Annotated in this window: 8 protein-coding genes; 2 read left to right on the top strand and 6 right to left on the bottom strand. The window is 64.6% G+C overall.

What is annotated here, in order from left to right; all coding sequences use genetic code 11:
* Positions 1-97 precede the first annotated feature (97 nt).
* The gene (locus KA354_20960) at positions 98-3,058 is read right to left on the bottom strand and encodes a LamG domain-containing protein (GenBank protein MBP7937123.1); all 2,961 of its coding nucleotides are present in this window, start codon (positions 3,056-3,058) and stop codon (positions 98-100) included.
* Between the two features lie 441 nt (positions 3,059-3,499).
* On the bottom strand, positions 3,500-4,696 hold the full coding sequence (locus tag KA354_20955; protein ID MBP7937122.1) for a DNA-binding transcriptional regulator: 1,197 nt from the start codon (positions 4,694-4,696) through the stop codon (positions 3,500-3,502).
* A 329-nt stretch (positions 4,697-5,025) separates the two neighbouring features.
* Here KA354_20955 and KA354_20950 point away from each other — a divergent pair, with 329 nt between their 5' ends.
* Positions 5,026-6,570, top strand: coding sequence for a sialate O-acetylesterase (locus KA354_20950; protein ID MBP7937121.1), 1,545 nt, complete (start codon positions 5,026-5,028; stop codon positions 6,568-6,570).
* A 57-nt stretch (positions 6,571-6,627) separates the two neighbouring features.
* On the opposite strand, the gene KA354_20945 is transcribed toward KA354_20950, so the two are convergent.
* The 4 genes from KA354_20945 to KA354_20930 form a co-directional block, all read right to left on the bottom strand.
* Positions 6,628-8,745 carry a hypothetical protein gene (locus tag KA354_20945; protein ID MBP7937120.1) on the bottom strand — a complete coding sequence of 706 codons (2,118 nt, stop codon included), beginning with the start codon at positions 8,743-8,745 and terminating at the stop codon, positions 6,628-6,630.
* A 163-nt stretch (positions 8,746-8,908) separates the two neighbouring features.
* Positions 8,909-9,949 (bottom strand): acyltransferase, encoded by a 1,041-nt coding sequence (locus tag KA354_20940; protein MBP7937119.1) that lies wholly within the window; start codon positions 9,947-9,949, stop codon positions 8,909-8,911.
* Between the two features lie 199 nt (positions 9,950-10,148).
* The gene (locus tag KA354_20935) at positions 10,149-12,116 is read right to left on the bottom strand and encodes a DPP IV N-terminal domain-containing protein (GenBank protein ID MBP7937118.1); all 1,968 of its coding nucleotides are present in this window, start codon (positions 12,114-12,116) and stop codon (positions 10,149-10,151) included.
* Between the two features lie 628 nt (positions 12,117-12,744).
* Complete coding sequence (locus tag KA354_20930) at positions 12,745-13,914, bottom strand: aminopeptidase P family protein (protein MBP7937117.1); 1,170 nt, start codon at positions 13,912-13,914, stop codon at positions 12,745-12,747.
* A gap of 177 nt (positions 13,915-14,091) precedes the next feature.
* On the opposite strand from KA354_20930, the gene KA354_20925 reads away from it, so the two are divergent.
* Positions 14,092-15,150: a prolipoprotein diacylglyceryl transferase gene (locus tag KA354_20925; GenBank protein MBP7937116.1), complete on the top strand. Its 1,059-nt coding sequence runs from the start codon at positions 14,092-14,094 to the stop codon at positions 15,148-15,150.
* The last annotated feature ends 1 nt before the right edge of the window (position 15,151 follow it).

Raw genomic sequence — 15,151 nt, 5'->3', positions numbered from 1 at the left:
CAAAGTGAGTGATGCAGAACTGGGCCGACTCCACGTCAGGCCAGAGCCGTTTCACGGCGATTGGAACTACATAGTCTCGCCGCGACGGTAGAATCGTTCAGGTTATTTCTTTGCGGGCCCTAACCTCGATGATGGAGGCGTCGAAGGCCAGCGTGACCGCCGTGCCGCCGACCGGGGCCACCGTACCCGATGGCAATGAGAGCGTGACCGCGATCGGACCGGCCTGAGAGGGCAAAACAAAGTCATGCTCGGCGATCGAGAAGGTCAACGCGGTGGTGTTGAAGTGCGCCGCCACCTGCTCTGGGGTGAGCGGCTCGCTGTACAGGGCCAGTTCGTCAATCTGCCCGAGGAAACGGAAGCCGCCGTTGGGCCGGCCCGCTCCAATCTGGAAGCTGCTGGCATCCAGGGTGCCCAGAATCTGAGCCACGTTGTTCACGGCCGCTACCCCGTTGATATAGAGGCTGGTCCGGTTCGTTGTCCCATCGTTGCTGAACACCGCAACGACGTGCTGCCAGGCATCGCCGGTGATCGTGCCCGCCGGCGTCTCCAGGTAAGTGCCGCCGGTGTTGCCGGTCGTGGAGACGCCCATGTCGCCGTTGCTCGTGTTCACGTGCATGGTGTAACGGTTGAGGCTGTCATCCCGGCCGGCGAAGATTGACTTGTTCCCGAGTCCCAGGCCGACGCCGGTGGGATTCACCCAGGCTTCGATGGAACCGGTGCCGTCGCTGAACTTGAAATCCTCGACGTTGCCAAGACTGACGTGCCCGTAAGTCTGGAGGCCCAGGGCCTGGCCGCCAGCGAATCCTTCCGTCCATTCGGTCAGATCCACCAACGTGCCGTTGTACGGTCCTTTCTTGTCGGACACCGCGGTCGTGTCGCCCTCGAAAGTGTAGTAGCTCAGCAACGAAGGCTCGGCCAGAACTGTGGCTTCGTAGCTTGCGAGGAGACCCGTTACCGCGGTCGGGGGCGCGAATCTCGGCTTCAGTGTGTTGAAGTGCATGAGTAGCTGGGCCCCGGTCAGGGCGTCGCTGTAGATGGCGACTTCGTCGATTCCGCCGATGAAGTTCTCCGCGTTGCCGCCCGCGGCGGATGCCCCGATCTGGAAAGTCTGGCCCATGCTGCCGCCGAGGGTGTGAGCCACGGAGCCGATTTGGATGCCGTCCACGTAGCACCGCAGCGTGCCGGTCTCGTACACATACGCGATGTGGTACCAGCGGTCCTCAACGAACGGGAACCCCATTTCGTTCCACGAGGCACCTGTCCACGAGTTGAGCCCCCGCCGGTGGTACCTCATGTGAGCGCTGTAACGAACCGGGCCTCCGTTGCGGCTGGCGGCCACGACGTAGTCGCTCGCTCCGCCATCCACCGGCCAGGTGGGCCGCACCCAGGCCTCGACCGTGCCCTTGTCGCCGGGGAAGTCGAAACCGGTCATTCCGGCCGGGAAGGCCACCAATCCGCCGCCGCCGAGCTGCAGAACGCGTCCACCCTCCTGCCTCCCGCTGAACGCCGTCGTACCGACCAACGTTCCGCTGGGTCCGCCCACCGGGCTCTGGTTGGCCACCTGGGTGGTATCCGTATCGAAAGTGTAGTAGCCGACCAGCGAGGATTCGGACTTGATCAGCGTCTGGTAGGCGGTCAGTTCTGCCGAAGGAGGATACTCGGTCCCAAACGACGCTTCACCAGGAACGAAGCCCGAGTTGCTTGCGGACAAGGTTGTTGTGCCCGGCCCAACGCCGGTGACTTTGACGGTTACGCTGCCGGCCCCTTCCGGGACGGTGACTGTTCCGCCGGAGGCGATGGTCGTGCCGTCAGTGGTCTTGACCGCGATGACCGAGGAATCGTAGGTCAGGGTGATGGGTGTGCCGCCAGGACCGGCGACCACCCCGGACATACTGATGACCACGTCTTGCGGGCCCAGATCGCCTGGGGAGACGAACGTCCTGCTGCTCGGTGTCAGTGTGAGCGGCAGCCGGGTGGTGGAGTAGAGGAGCACGCCTTCGGTGAATCCTGAGCTGGTCGCCATGATGGCCTTCTCCGCCCCCAGCCCCGGGGCCGGACCGGTCTCCTTGTAGGCCGTGACCTTGATGGTCACATCGGTGTGACCTGCCGCAACCGTCACCGTGCCGCCGTTGCCCACCGGCACATCGGCCGCATCGGTCACCTGGATGGCCGTGTCATCGTAACTCAGCGCGATCACCGCTCCCCCGGCGCCGGCCGCGCTGGGCAGCGAGACGGTGAAGCTCTTGGGGCCGGAGTCGTCCGGCAGCCGGAACGTCGTTGACGCCGGGTTGAAACTGATCGCCGGGTCCTGGAAAGCCCGCAAGTGCTTGATGATGTCCGTGCCGACGAGAGCGTCCGCGTACATGGCGACTTCGTCCAGCTGGCCGACAAAGTTCTCGCTGTTGCCGCCGGCCGCGGAGGCCCCGATCTGGAATGGCTGGCCGAAGTCCGGACCCAGATAGTGGAAGTAGGGAGTCCAGGAATAGGTCACCGGAGCCGGGTGCCCATCGACGTAGACGCGCATCTTGTTTCCGGGATCGAACACCACGGCGACGTGGTACCACCGGTCGGCGGTCAGCGAAACGTCGCCGCGGCTCCAGGAATAGCCGGTGTAGGAATTGACGAAGCCACGGCCGCCCCCGACGTGAATGCTGTATCGCACCGGATTCCCGTCCCGGCTGGCGACAATCACGCGGTCGTCGCCAGCCGCCCAGGTGGGATGAATCCAGGCCTCCACCGTTCCGGTACCGTCGCCGAACTCGAAGGCGGTCACCGGTCCGAACGTGACCCAGCCACTGCCGTCAAGATTCAGGGCCTGGTCCGTGCTTCCGCCGACGCCGACAACGAACGCCGCGCTCCCCGCCAACGTGCCGTTGTTGCCGCTGACCGCGGTGTCGGCGACGGCTGTCGAGTCACCGTCGAACGTGTAGTAGCTGATGAGTGACGACTCGCTGCGCACTGAGGCCTGGTACGCAGGCAGACCGGCCATCGAGGCCGATAGCGATCCCAGAGCGATGAGCGTTGCCATCGCCAGCACATGATGAACACGACATGTCATGGAAGTGCCCTCCGCAAGCAGAACAATGTATCCAGAAAAACGCCCCGACTTTCGCAACGGCATCGGGCCAGGCTCGCCCTCTCCTGGCTTCGCGAGGGACCGGGCGATGCGCGATGCCACAGTACGCATGAGCTCTTTCCCGTCCGGAGTGCGGATCCGTGAAGTGAGAATGGAACTCCGGACGCGTTTATGTTATCGGAACCGGGCCGCTTTCACTAGGTGCCAATGCGTAAATCGATTATCATTTTGCGTCAGCGTGCCGTGCCGGCCACGACCGGGGACGGGTGGGGGGGGAGAGGGCTGCGAGTGGGTGCTGCTGCATCAATCAGCCCTGGCGTGCCGGGGGCCTGGGCCCGAAGGCCTGAATCGCCATCAACGCGGCGTCTGCCGGCGTCTGCCGGCCTCCATCCTGCTCGGAAGTGCCCCTTCGGTGGACCGGGGTCATCCCGCGCCCGGCGGGGTGACCTCGCGGGCGTGAGAGACCTGACCGTCCGCGGCCAGCCGCCGATAGGTGGAAGGTGGATAGCCGGTGATCTGCTTGAAAACCGCCGTCAACCGGGCCAAGCCGCTGATCCCGCACTGTTCCGCCACCACGGACAGCTTGAGATCGGTCTCGGCTATCAGGTGCTTGGCCTTCTCCATCCGCATGCGCTGGATCTCAGAGAGCACCGAGTTGCCCAGCACCGCCCGGAATCGCCGCTCCAGGGTACGACGGCTGATGCCGATTGCCTTGGCCAGGTTGTTCACACTGACATCCCCGGCCAGGTGATCGCGGACCCAGGCCAGAGCGGCGGCCACGTCCGGGTCCTCCACCGCGGTCATCTCGGTCGACTGCCGGGCGATCACGTGGGTCGGGGGCACGCCAATGCGGAGTTGCTCCGGCGGTGGGCCGTTCATCATCCGGTCCAGCAGCTTGGCGGCCTCGTAACCGACTTGCACTCCCGGGTTCTTGACGCTTGACAGAGGCGGTTTGCACAACCAGCATTCGAACTCGTCGTCGTCTACACCCAGAATCGCCACTTCGTCGGGCACTCTCAGACCCAACTGGTGGCAGGCGTCCACCAAATCGCGGCCGGGACGATCGTGCGAGGCCAGGATGCCCACCGGTTTGGGCAGCCGGACGAGCCAGTCGCGGACTGGGCGGTCCAGCCCGTTCCAGTTCGCGTTCAGCGGCGGTACCGGCCGGTACTCGGCATGATACACGGAGGGGGTGAAGCCCGCTGCGGCCAGTCGCTTGCGGTAGCCGGTTTCCCGCCCGATCGAGGATCCGGTCTTCGTTCCCCCGAAGAACCCGAAGTGACGAAGGGCCCGGTCGAGCAGATGCTCCGCCGCCAGGCGTCCGACCTCCTCGTTGTCCACGTCGACCAGCGGCCCGCGCCACGACTGCACCGTGCTGGATGTGTTCACGATTGGCACCCGGCACCGGGCCAGCCGCCGGGCAATATCCTCGTCGTACAGCCCGCAGATGATCCCATCCGGCTTCCATCGCCACATGTGCGGTATCACCCGAACGTCCGCCGGAGCGTCATGGAATACCCAGTCTCGCGTCACTGCGTAGGCATGAATGCCCTGAAGGACGCGGCGGCAAAAGCCAATATCCGGGCTGATCAGGAGTGCAATTCGGCGCGCCTGCCTCATGCGTGCTGTCCCCACTGTTCCATGGTGATACATGCCGAGCGTGGATGCATCGATGGAGCCGGCTCTACGACCGGCCTCGGCGTCCATTATGCGAGCGATAGGCAAAGGTGTCCAGCGGGCCGCTTCGCTCCCGCCAGGAGGGCCGTGAGGGTCTGCTGCACCATCTCCGCCTTGCGGTGGCCTGTGCCGGGCAGGTCGCCGCGGCGGCCTCACCGGAAGGCCCGCGGCTTCCCGCCGCCCCATCCTCCCTGTTGCATAACCGGGCGATCAGCATACCATGGGGTTCCGTTTACGGTGAGGTCGCCAACCCATACAGGGGAGGATAGGACATGAACCGAGCGCGTTTTGCCGTCGCCGGCGGGATTCTCTTCATCTCTGTGTCGTTCCCCGCTGTTGCCGAGGTCACCCTGCCGCACGTCATCAGCAACGGCATGGTTCTGCAGCGTGGTATGCCCCTGCCGATCTGGGGCTGGGCCTCGCCCGGCGAGAGCGTCACCGTCACCCTGGGCGACCAGAAGATGGCGGCCGTAACCGACGAGGATGGGCGCTGGCAGCTCCGCTTGGCGTCGCTCTCCGCCCCTGGACCGCACGAAATGGTCGTGACCGGCCGGAATCGCATCGTTCTCAAGGACATTCTCGTCGGCGAGGTCTGGGTGGCGTCCGGCCAGTCCAACATGCAGATGACGGTGAACGCCTCGAACAAGGCCGCCGAGGAGACAGCGGCCGCCGGCTACCCCAGGATCCGCCTCTTCAGCGTACCGCGCAAGCTTGCCGGTCTGCCGGCCGCTGATCTCGAGGCGAAATGGGAAGTCTGCTCACCCAAGACGGTCAGCGGCTTCTCCGCCGTGGCCTACTTCTTCGGACGCGAACTGCACCGTGAACTCGATGTTCCCATCGGCCTCATCAACACCTCGTGGGGCGGCACGCGGATCGAGCCCTGGACGCCTCCGTTCGGGTTCGCCGCCGTGCCCAGCCTCCAGGACGTCACCGCCGAGATTGAGAAGGCCAACCAGGTCTACGACCAGGGCCTCGACCCGTACGTGGCTCGGACGAAGGACTGGGTGAACAGCGTGCGGAAGGCCATGAAGTCCGGCCGGACCGTTGCCACCGCCCCGGCGCCCCCGGAGCATCCCCTGCTGGCCAGGGGTCGCCAAGGCGCCACCACCATGTATAACGCGATGGTGGTCCCGCTGGCTCCCTACGCGATTCGCGGCGCCCTCTGGTATCAGGGCGAGGCCAACACCGGCTCCGGGGACGGCATGCTCTACCATGAGAAGATGAAGGCTCTGATCGGTGGCTGGCGCAAGGCGTGGGGCCAGGGCGATTTCCCGTTTCTCTACGTTCAGCTTGCCCCTTACCAGTACAACGCCAGGCGGATGAGTGATACGCTCGATCGCCTGCCCAGGATCTGGGAGGCTCAGCTCGCCACCCTGACCGTTCCCAACACCGGCATGGCCGTCATCACCGATATCGGCAACACCAAGGACATTCACCCCAAGAACAAGCAGGAGGTGGGTCGTCGACTCTCGCTCTGGGCGCTGGCCAGGACCTATGGTCGTCAGGAGCTCATTTATTCCGGTCCGCTGTACAAGACGATGGGCGTCGAGGGCAACCGGATTCGCCTCACCTTTGAGCACATCGGCGGCGGTTTGGCCTCGCGCGACGGGAAGGCGCTGACCCATTTCCAGATCGCCGGAGCCGACAAGAAGTTTGTCGAGGCCCAGGCGACCATAGAGGGCTCGAGCATTGTGGTCTCCAGTGCGGCGGTGGCCGAGCCCGTCGCCGTCCGGTTCGGCTGGGATGAACTGGCTGAGCCTAACCTGATGAACAAGGAAGGTTTGCCGGCCTCCCCGTTCCGCACGGATTCATGGTGATCTGCGAGCAGGCCCGCTCCCCGGGCGAGTGGGTAACGCGGGTGCGGTATGCCGGGCTCATCTCGGTCCGCCGAACCTCCGGCCATAGGCCTCCTGATGGACCTCCCGTGCAGCCTGGACCATCTCTGGGTAAGGGGTGTCGGTCACGGTCACAAAACCGATGTTGTAGTTCTCGCCGTCGTGCGTGCGGCCGGTCAGCGGCTCGTCCACATACTGGAACCAGTGGCAGCCCACGAAGTTGGGGTGATCGATTACCGAACGGACATACGCCTGGTACATAGCCGCCCGGGCCGCCTGGTCGGGCATGGACACCAGGCCGGGATGGAACATGCCGCGATCCATGGCCCCGGAATGGAACTCGCCGATGATGCACGGTTTGCCTAGGGCGCGCAGAGGCTGCCATCGCGGCGCCTCGATAGTCTTCTCGTAGATGTTGAAGCTGAGTGCGTCGCTGATTTCGTCGGCCGCTTCGACCGCATCGATCGTTGCCCAGGCGAAACGGCAGCCGAGGTAGAGGTGGTTCGGGTCGCCCTTGCGGAGTTCGCCCTGGACGATCGTAAAGTAGGTTCTTGCTAGTTCCTTCACGAACGCAGCCATGTCCCGTTTCATGCCGGCGGGTGATGGGATCGGGGCCTTGAACGAGGCATCCAGCTCCTCCCATCTGGTGAATCGGGTGCCCCACCCCTTGTTCAGATCCTCGATCTTGCTGTCGTAGCGCTTCCTGAGCAGGGTCACGAAGGCCTTCTTGCCGGGCGAGTCGTCGGAGGTACGAGCCAGAGCCCCAATGGCCAGACCGTACCGGCCCTGTTCCTCTCCATAACCGCCCCAGCTCAACTCGTTGTCCACGAAGTGGCCCAGGCACCAGGGATCGTCTTTGGCCTTGGCCGCCTGACTGCGAATCGCTTCGGCCACGTCGGCGGCAAAACGCGGATCGAACGGGTCGTGCATGTAGTCCCAGTAGTCCGAGCCGCTGGCCAGCTTCTTGTGGTTGCCGCTCACCCAGGTGGTGGCCACGTATGGCACCCGCTGGCGCTCGGCCAGCCGGTGGTCGGACCAGTTGCCGATCGTGTTGAAGCCCCAAGAGGGCAGTCGCCTCAGGGCCTGGTCCAGCCATGGGGCCAGGAACTCGCGGCCGAACTTACGCTCGAGGTTGGCACCCAGAAAGTCGAACGTCCGCCCCTCACGCACCGGGCCGGAGTGCACCCCACTGACGTGGCCGAAGAAGCGGGCGAGCGGGTCGTCCTTGCCCGGCAGCCAGGCGAACATTGCGTCCCGGCCGGTGATGAACGTGGCTCCCCCGGCGTGGATGACGTCGATGCCCAGGGAGATGAACAGGTGGCCATCCGGCGTGATTAGCCACCACTTATCGCCGATCTTCTCGGTACGGAAGAAGCCCGTCGCCTTGAGCGTCGGCCCCTTGGCCCAGCCGCCGTATCGGTCACGATCGGGCAGTATCGGCCGGGCCTGCAACTCGGCCTCCTCAGCCCTGCGCCGCTCCGTGAACTCGTCCATGCTCTTCAGCTTGCCCGGCCAGTCGGCCTTGGCATACTGGCCGTACTCGTCCACGATCTTGTCCAGCGGGGCGTGCCACGGGCCCACTCGGGCATTGTCCAGAATCAGCGTCGTCGGTGTCTTAGGGGCGTGCATGAACACCTGGAACTCGACTAGGTGAGCCCGGTCGAGGGTGGCTTTGAAATCGCCTTCCACGACCCGCACACTCGGTACGGGCGGCAGCCCGCGCATCCCGAACGACATCGGGTTGCCGCCCAGCGGTAGGGCGAAGGTGGCCGTCTTGCCCGGCTCGATCGTTCCATTGCCCTGGCGGCAATCGCCCTGACCGTTGGCCGACTTCTCATCGTCGGCCCGGATGCCGAAGCCCACCGGCGCTGTGCCCGGGTTGGTGACGTCGATGAGCAGGCTCTCATACGCCTGCCAGTCCCAGACCTTGTCGGCTCTGACCTTGACCTGCGGCCACTCGGCCGGCTGATAGACGACCTTGATGGCTTGCCTGCCGTCGGTGGCATGGTCGCTTACCCCTTGGACGTCGGCGTTCGCCGGCAGCAGGGCCTTGATCTCGGCCGGCGTTTCGAACGAGCAGATCGGCCACGTTGTCGGCTCGGCGGCCAGGGCGACACTCGCGGGCCATGCGATCACGACGAAAAGGAATGCTCTCATGGTCGATTCTCCTCACTTTCGGCTCGGGGTTCATCCGTGCGGACCAGCCGCCGTTTGGCCGGCATCCCGAACAGGAACCGTGTCACATTGAACTGCCTGACCAGTTCGCACAGGACGATGGTGGCCGTCAGTGACGCGGTGCTGAGGACCAGAAACTTGACGGCTATGCTCGCGTGCCAGCGTACCACCTGGTGGGCCAGCACGACAATGACGGTCTGGTGCAGGATGTAGAACGGGTAGGCGATCTCGGCGGCATGACGCAGCAGGGGGGGGGACGATTCAGGTGCGCTTGGCCATACCCGAGAATTGCCAGCAGCCAGCACCACTGGCACGCGATCCAGCCCGCGATCTGGGCGAAGTACCGCGGCGAGTAGGGGGCCGCCGCCCCGAAGGCCAGCCAGAGTACCGCCGCGGAGACGAGGGCCAGAGCGAGGGTCAGGCCCTTGAGCCGCTGGACGGCTTCGGAGATCCGCTCATCGGAGATCAGCAGGCAGCCACACAGAAACACGAGGATAAAATGGGCGTGGGCCGCCCAGTCGTTGTAGAGGGCTTGGGTGGTGGGGAACTTACCGCGGAGGACCATCTCGGCCACGATGATCGGCACACAGGCGAGCAGCAGCCGTGGCCCTCTGGCCACCGCCCCGGTCAGCCGGCGGATGAATGGCTGACCGCGGTCCGGCCGGCGCATCCACAGCACCACCGGCAGCGCGACCATCGAGTAGGTGAGCAGGTACGCGACGAACCACAGATGGTGCCAGGAGAAATTGCCCTCGGGGTAGATGCTGCTGAAGAAGTGCGGGTAGAACTGCAGGTAGGTGCCCTCGAAGTTGATCGGGCTTTGCCGCGGCGCCGACCACGGGCTGATGCGTTCAACGTAGACCTGCGGGGGGACCACAACCAGGCATCCGAACAGCAGGGCGACGAACAGGCGTCGGACTCGCTCGAGGATATACTGCCCGCCGGATCGGCGCCCCAGTGCCAGCCAGGTGCTCGCCCCGGCCAGCAGAAAGAACAGCGGCATGTGCCACAGATCGACGAAGCTCACAAACGTGCCCAGCCCTTCGCTGAGTTCACCGTTCTTGATGTGCCAGCTTTCGTGATCGAAGGCCCGGGCGCTGTGGAAGTAGATCAGCAACAGAACGGCCAGGACGCGCAGCGCATCGATGTCATGGCGACGGGTCGGCTTCTCGGGGGAAGGGAGCATGGGCGTCGCCATGATAGCGGAGACCCGCTCCTGTGGACACGGGATGGCGGCAGGAATGATCGGGGTCGTCAGGAAGACCTGAATAATGTCCGGTCTTCGCGGCGATGGTTTTCCACGGTGTCTTGGCCATGGCCTCGGCTCGGCGACGGATCGAGTTGAACCGCGGGACCCGAGGTCCCCGATCGGTCTCGGTCTTCGTCTACCGCCCCAACAGGTGCTTGGCCAAGAAATCCGCCCTGCGGCGCGATCCGTACGGGGTCTCCGCCGCACCGTGGTTCGAGCCGGTGATGATGACCAGGTCGAAGTCCTTGTCCGCCTTTTGTAGAGCGCCGACCACCTGCATGGTCGACGCCGGGTCGACGTTGCTGTCCAGTTCGCCCACGATGAGCATCAGCTTGCCCTGCAAAAGGTGGGCATTCACCACGTTCGAGTTGTCCTCGTACTCCTTGCCTACCGGCCATCCCATCCACTGCTCGTTCCACCAGATCTTGTCCATGCGATTGTCATGGCAGCCGCAGTCGGCCACCGCGACCTTGTAGAAATCACCGTGCCACAGCAGGGCGGCCATGGCGTTCTGGCCGCCGGCCGATCCGCCGTAGATCCCCACCCGCGACAGGTCCATCTGGGGGAACTTCGTAGCCGCGGCTTTCATCCACGCGATGCGGTCGGGAAACCCGGCGTCACGCAGATTCCGCCAGCAGACGTCATGAAAGGCTTTCGATCGACCAGCCGTGCCCATCCCGTCGCATTGCACCACGATCATCCCCAGGTCGGCGATCCGCTGCTGATGCCCGTACCGCGTCTGGAACGACTTGGGGGTGAAGAAACCCTGCGGGCCAGCGTAGATGTTCTCGACGACCGGGTACTTCCGGTCCGGCTCGAAATCGCGCGGGAAGAGAATGATTCCATGAATGTCGGTGCGGCCGTCGCGACCCTTGGCGACGAACCGCTCTGGCCAGCGCCCGCCACGCGCGGAAAGCACGTCGCCGCCGTCGGCCTGCTCCAACACACACACCAGAGCACCGGTATCGCTGCGGCGCAGTTCGCTGACCGGCGGCCAGTCCACGCGAGACCAGGAGTCGATGTAGTACTCGCCGCCCGGAGACCACTGCACGTTGTGATGGCCATGGCCTTCGGTCAGTACGGTCAGACCGCTCCCATCGAGATTCACGCGGGCGAAGTGCGTGCAGTAGGGGTCCTGGCCTGGCCGGATGCCGCCGGCGCGGAACAGAACCTGCCGCTTCTCCGCATCGACCTTGACCACGCCTTGCACCACCCAGTCACCCTTGGTGACCTGGTTCTTCACTCGCCCGGTCGCGGTGTCGTAGAGCCAGAGATGGTTCCAGCCGTCGCGCTCCGACATCCACAGCATCTCCCCTTCGTTGAGCCACTGGCAGAAGTAGTTGTTCGAGTAGCAGATGAAGGTCTCGCTCTTCTCCTCGATGATCGGCCAGACTTTGCCCGTGCTCGCCTCGATTGCGACAACACGCAGAACCTGGTGTCCGCGCTGGTTGTAGACAAACGTGAACCGCGAGGAGTCGGCCGCCCATCGAACGTCCTCGATACTCCAGGGATTGGCGTATTGTTCATCCTCGAGTTCGACTTGCCTGCGCGAATCGACGTGGAACAAGCGCGGTCGGGGGCGGGCGATACGATCCCCGGGCTTGAGGTAGTCGATCGTCCGCAACCTGGGTTGGAGCTGGTCCTTGGGCGAGGACTCGATCATGTGGACCTTGTGCTCCTGGGCCTTCTCCGTGCGCATGGCCGCAATCTTGCGGGAATCCGGCGACCACCAGACGCTGTCCGAGGAGTACCCGTCCTCGGCTCTGCCGTCCTGGCTGAGGGCGTGCTCCTCGCTGCCGTCCCGGGCTCGAATCCAGAGATTGTTGTCCTTGATGAACGCTGTCCACCGGCCGTCGGACGACTCCGCCCCGGCTCTGCGCGGGCGAGACCGACGTCGTTCGTGGGTTGTCGGACGCGTCGCCGGCGACTTGCCGTCCACCACGGCGGTAGCTCGATCCTCGGTGGCCTCGAACACGCCCAGCGGACGGCCGGTCTTGTCCGCGACCAGCCAGACATGGCCTGCATAGGTGTGTTGGGCATGCTGCTCGCCGGCCTTGAGGGTACCGTAGGGGCGACGCTCTCCCTCCGCATCGAGCCAGAACAGGTCGACCGCACCGTCGGTGCGGTTAACGAAAGCGATTTCGGTCTGGGCCCCGGTACGAACGCTGGCCCGCGGCCCACCACCAACCGGCAGCGAGTTGGCTGGACGCTCGATAGGGGGGGCCTCGGTCAGCGTGTAATCGTCCAACGCCAGCCGCCAGGTCTGATCGCCACTGACCAGCAGGATGCCGTCTGGCGAGTACTGCAGGTATTCGATCGGCAGCCGATCGGCCTGGATCTGCTTGCCCATCGCCTTGGCCAGGGCGGCGGCCACCTTCGCGTGGTCAAACGCCGGGCGGCGGCTTCCTTGCCGCGCGTCCACGAACAGGAACTCCCGTCCGCCACCCCGCAACTTGTTGACGTACCAGAACTGCGTGTTGCCGGTCAGCCAGTGGGGCTCCACGCGGTCGCGATAGACTCTTGGTGCCGCGTCGACCGGCCGGCTCTGCGCCGCGGCCGGTGCGCCCATCGCGGCGACCGCGCCGATAACCACCCAGCGGCAGACGACAATGCGCCGGGCAACTGGCCATATCAACCCGTGGCGTCCCACTCGGACCGACACGCGGTTTTGCGTAATCATAGGCATGGAACTCCCCACCTACAGGCCCTTCCGACACGTGAAGGGTTAAGGCTCATACCATGACCAGCTGGGCCTGAATCTCGCCGGTCACGCGTGCGGACTTCTCTTCCACAAGCAGGTTGAGCTCCGAACGGACGCCAAACTCGGGCAGGTAGATGCCCGGCTCGACAGAGAAGCAGGTCATCGGAATCACCAGCCGGTCGTCATGTGTCTCCAGGTTGTCCATGTTGGCGCCATTGCCGTGCACTTGGCGTCCGATGGAATGGCCGGTGCGATGGGTGAAGTAGCTTGCCAGTCCCTTGGCGGTGATGTGTCCGCGCACGACGTCGTCGACCTCGAAGCCGCGGATGGGGCGTTTGGCTGACACAGCCTCCTGCACAAAACGGACGCCGGCATCCCGGGCACCGGTCACGACCTCAAAAACCTCCTGGACGCGGGCGGGGGGATCATTTCCGCAGAAGGCCATCCAGGTGACATCATAGAACACCGCATCAGGATCGCCGAGCTTCGCCCACAGGTCCAACAGCACGAGGTCGTTCCGCTGGATCGGCGCACAGCGGGACTCGACCGGCTCATAGTGCGGATTGGCGGCGTTCTGGTTGACCGCGACGATGGGCGGTGCGTCGGTGACAAGGTCGGCGTCGGCGAAGCGCTGCACCACGAATTGCTGGGCCAGGAACTCGGTGATTGGCCTGCCCGCGCGGGTGCTCTGGCCGATCCACTCGAACGCCTCGGCCCGGATGCGGTCGACCTGCCTGCCGGCCTCCAGGTGCATCTGGAGCATGGCGGGTGTCCAGCGGGCCTCGAAGAGCTGAATCAGCTCCGCCGAGCTGGTCACCTCGACGCCTAGACTCCGGACCAGATCGATGGTTCCTGCGTCCACGGTGGCCACATACGGGATCCCGCAGAGCGGGGAGTACTGCATGGCCACCCGCCTGGCACCGTCCAGGATCGACCGCAATCCGGCATGCTGCTCGCTCCAGCTTGAGTAGAGGATCTTGCCGCCGGGGAGCGGATCGAGCATACCGGCCTCGATCCGGTGAACGAGTTTGCGCGGTTCGCCCCAGGCAGGCACGTAGTAATACCACCGACGCGTGACGTGGGCGGGCGGTGTCAGCTCTAGCACACGATACGCCAGCGGATCGCGTTCGTGGTGGTCGAAGAACAGCCAGCCATCGACTTCAATCCGACGAAGCTCCTCTTGAATCAGTCCGGTCCGCATTGTCTGCACCTCCGAGTCTGAGGGGATGGCCTCGGCCTCACCGCCGCGACAGCAGGCCACGGTGACATTTTGGCCGAAACCGAAGGCTTTGTCATCGGGGAACGAAGCGGCTGAGTCCCGGTGGTTTCTTGCTGACTCCTGTACCCCGCTGAGCCTATCTGCTAGACTACCTTGGCTATGTGTCCAACGTTGTTTCATCTGCCGTGGCTGGGGCTGCCGATCCGTGGCTACGGCCTCATGTTGATGGTTGCGTTCCTGGGGGGGACTTGGTGGGCGGCGCACCGGGCATCGCGGGTCAAGGCGGATCCTGACCTGGTGGTCAACCTGGGCTTTCTGGCCTTGATCGCGAGCGTCGTCGGCGCCCGCATCTTCTATGTGGCTCACTACTGGGAGCGGTTCGCCGGCAGGGGAATGTGGGACATCGTGAATGTGGCCGCCGGCGGGCTGGAGTTCTACGGGGGGTTCCTCGGGGCGGTGGCCGCCATTCTAGTCTACATGCATCTTAGGAAGGTCTCGATTCGCCTGTACCTGGACATCGTGACACCGTCACTGATGTTCGGCATGGCCGCCGCGCGCATCGGCTGTTTCTTGAATGGCTGCTGCTGGGGTGCCCCCTGCGATCCGAACATGGCGTGGGGTGTGCAGTTCCCGTACGGGAGTCCGGCTCAGTATCGGCAGTGGGAAGAACGACTGATGACCCTGCCGCAGGAGATTCTCATTCAGGATCCGCTGAACCCATTGACCATGGTGCCGGTGCTGCCCGAGTTCCTGGAATTGCAGAAGAAGGCAAGGGCCAAGCAGGCGGCCTCGCAGCCGGATCAGACCCCCGCGGTCGCCGCCCTCGCCAATTACCAGCGGCTGATGAGCCTGCCGGAGCATAAGTCGCTGCGCGTGCACCCCGTTCAGCTCTACTCGTCGATGGACGGCCTCCTGCTCGCGATCCTGCTGAGCACGATCTTCTACCGCCGGAAACGGCATGGCGTCGTTTTCGGCTGGCTCCTGCTGCTGTACCCGCTGTGCCGGGTCGTCGAGGAGATCATCCGGATCGACAATCCGCATGATACGGCCGGCCTGACGATCTCCCAGTTTGTGAGTCTGGCGTTGTTGACCTGTGGCGTCCTGTGGCTGGTGGCCATGTATCGGCTGCCTATTCGTTCACCACTGGCGGTGCCTTATGTTCCGCCTGACCTCGAGCCTTCTCGCTCGAACAAAGGCCGATCCGCGAAGCGAAAATGAG

It is taken from the genome of Phycisphaerae bacterium, assembly GCA_018003015.1.
GTDB lineage: Bacteria > Planctomycetota > Phycisphaerae > UBA1845 > PWPN01 > JAGNEZ01.
Note: the sequence above shows the minus strand (reverse complement) of the source record. Positions and strands in the feature narration are given on the sequence as shown.

Coding starts and splice junctions, on each gene's coding strand:
- KA354_20960 (MBP7937123.1), bottom strand. CDS start 3,058: ATGACATGTCGTGTTCATCATGTGCTGGCGATGGCAACGCTCATCGCT.
- KA354_20955 (MBP7937122.1), bottom strand. CDS start 4,696: ATGAGGCAGGCGCGCCGAATTGCACTCCTGATCAGCCCGGATATTGGC.
- KA354_20950 (MBP7937121.1), top strand. CDS start 5,026: ATGAACCGAGCGCGTTTTGCCGTCGCCGGCGGGATTCTCTTCATCTCT.
- KA354_20945 (MBP7937120.1), bottom strand. CDS start 8,745: ATGAGAGCATTCCTTTTCGTCGTGATCGCATGGCCCGCGAGTGTCGCC.
- KA354_20940 (MBP7937119.1), bottom strand. CDS start 9,949: ATGCTCCCTTCCCCCGAGAAGCCGACCCGTCGCCATGACATCGATGCG.
- KA354_20930 (MBP7937117.1), bottom strand. CDS start 13,914: ATGCGGACCGGACTGATTCAAGAGGAGCTTCGTCGGATTGAAGTCGAT.
- KA354_20925 (MBP7937116.1), top strand. CDS start 14,092: ATGTGTCCAACGTTGTTTCATCTGCCGTGGCTGGGGCTGCCGATCCGT.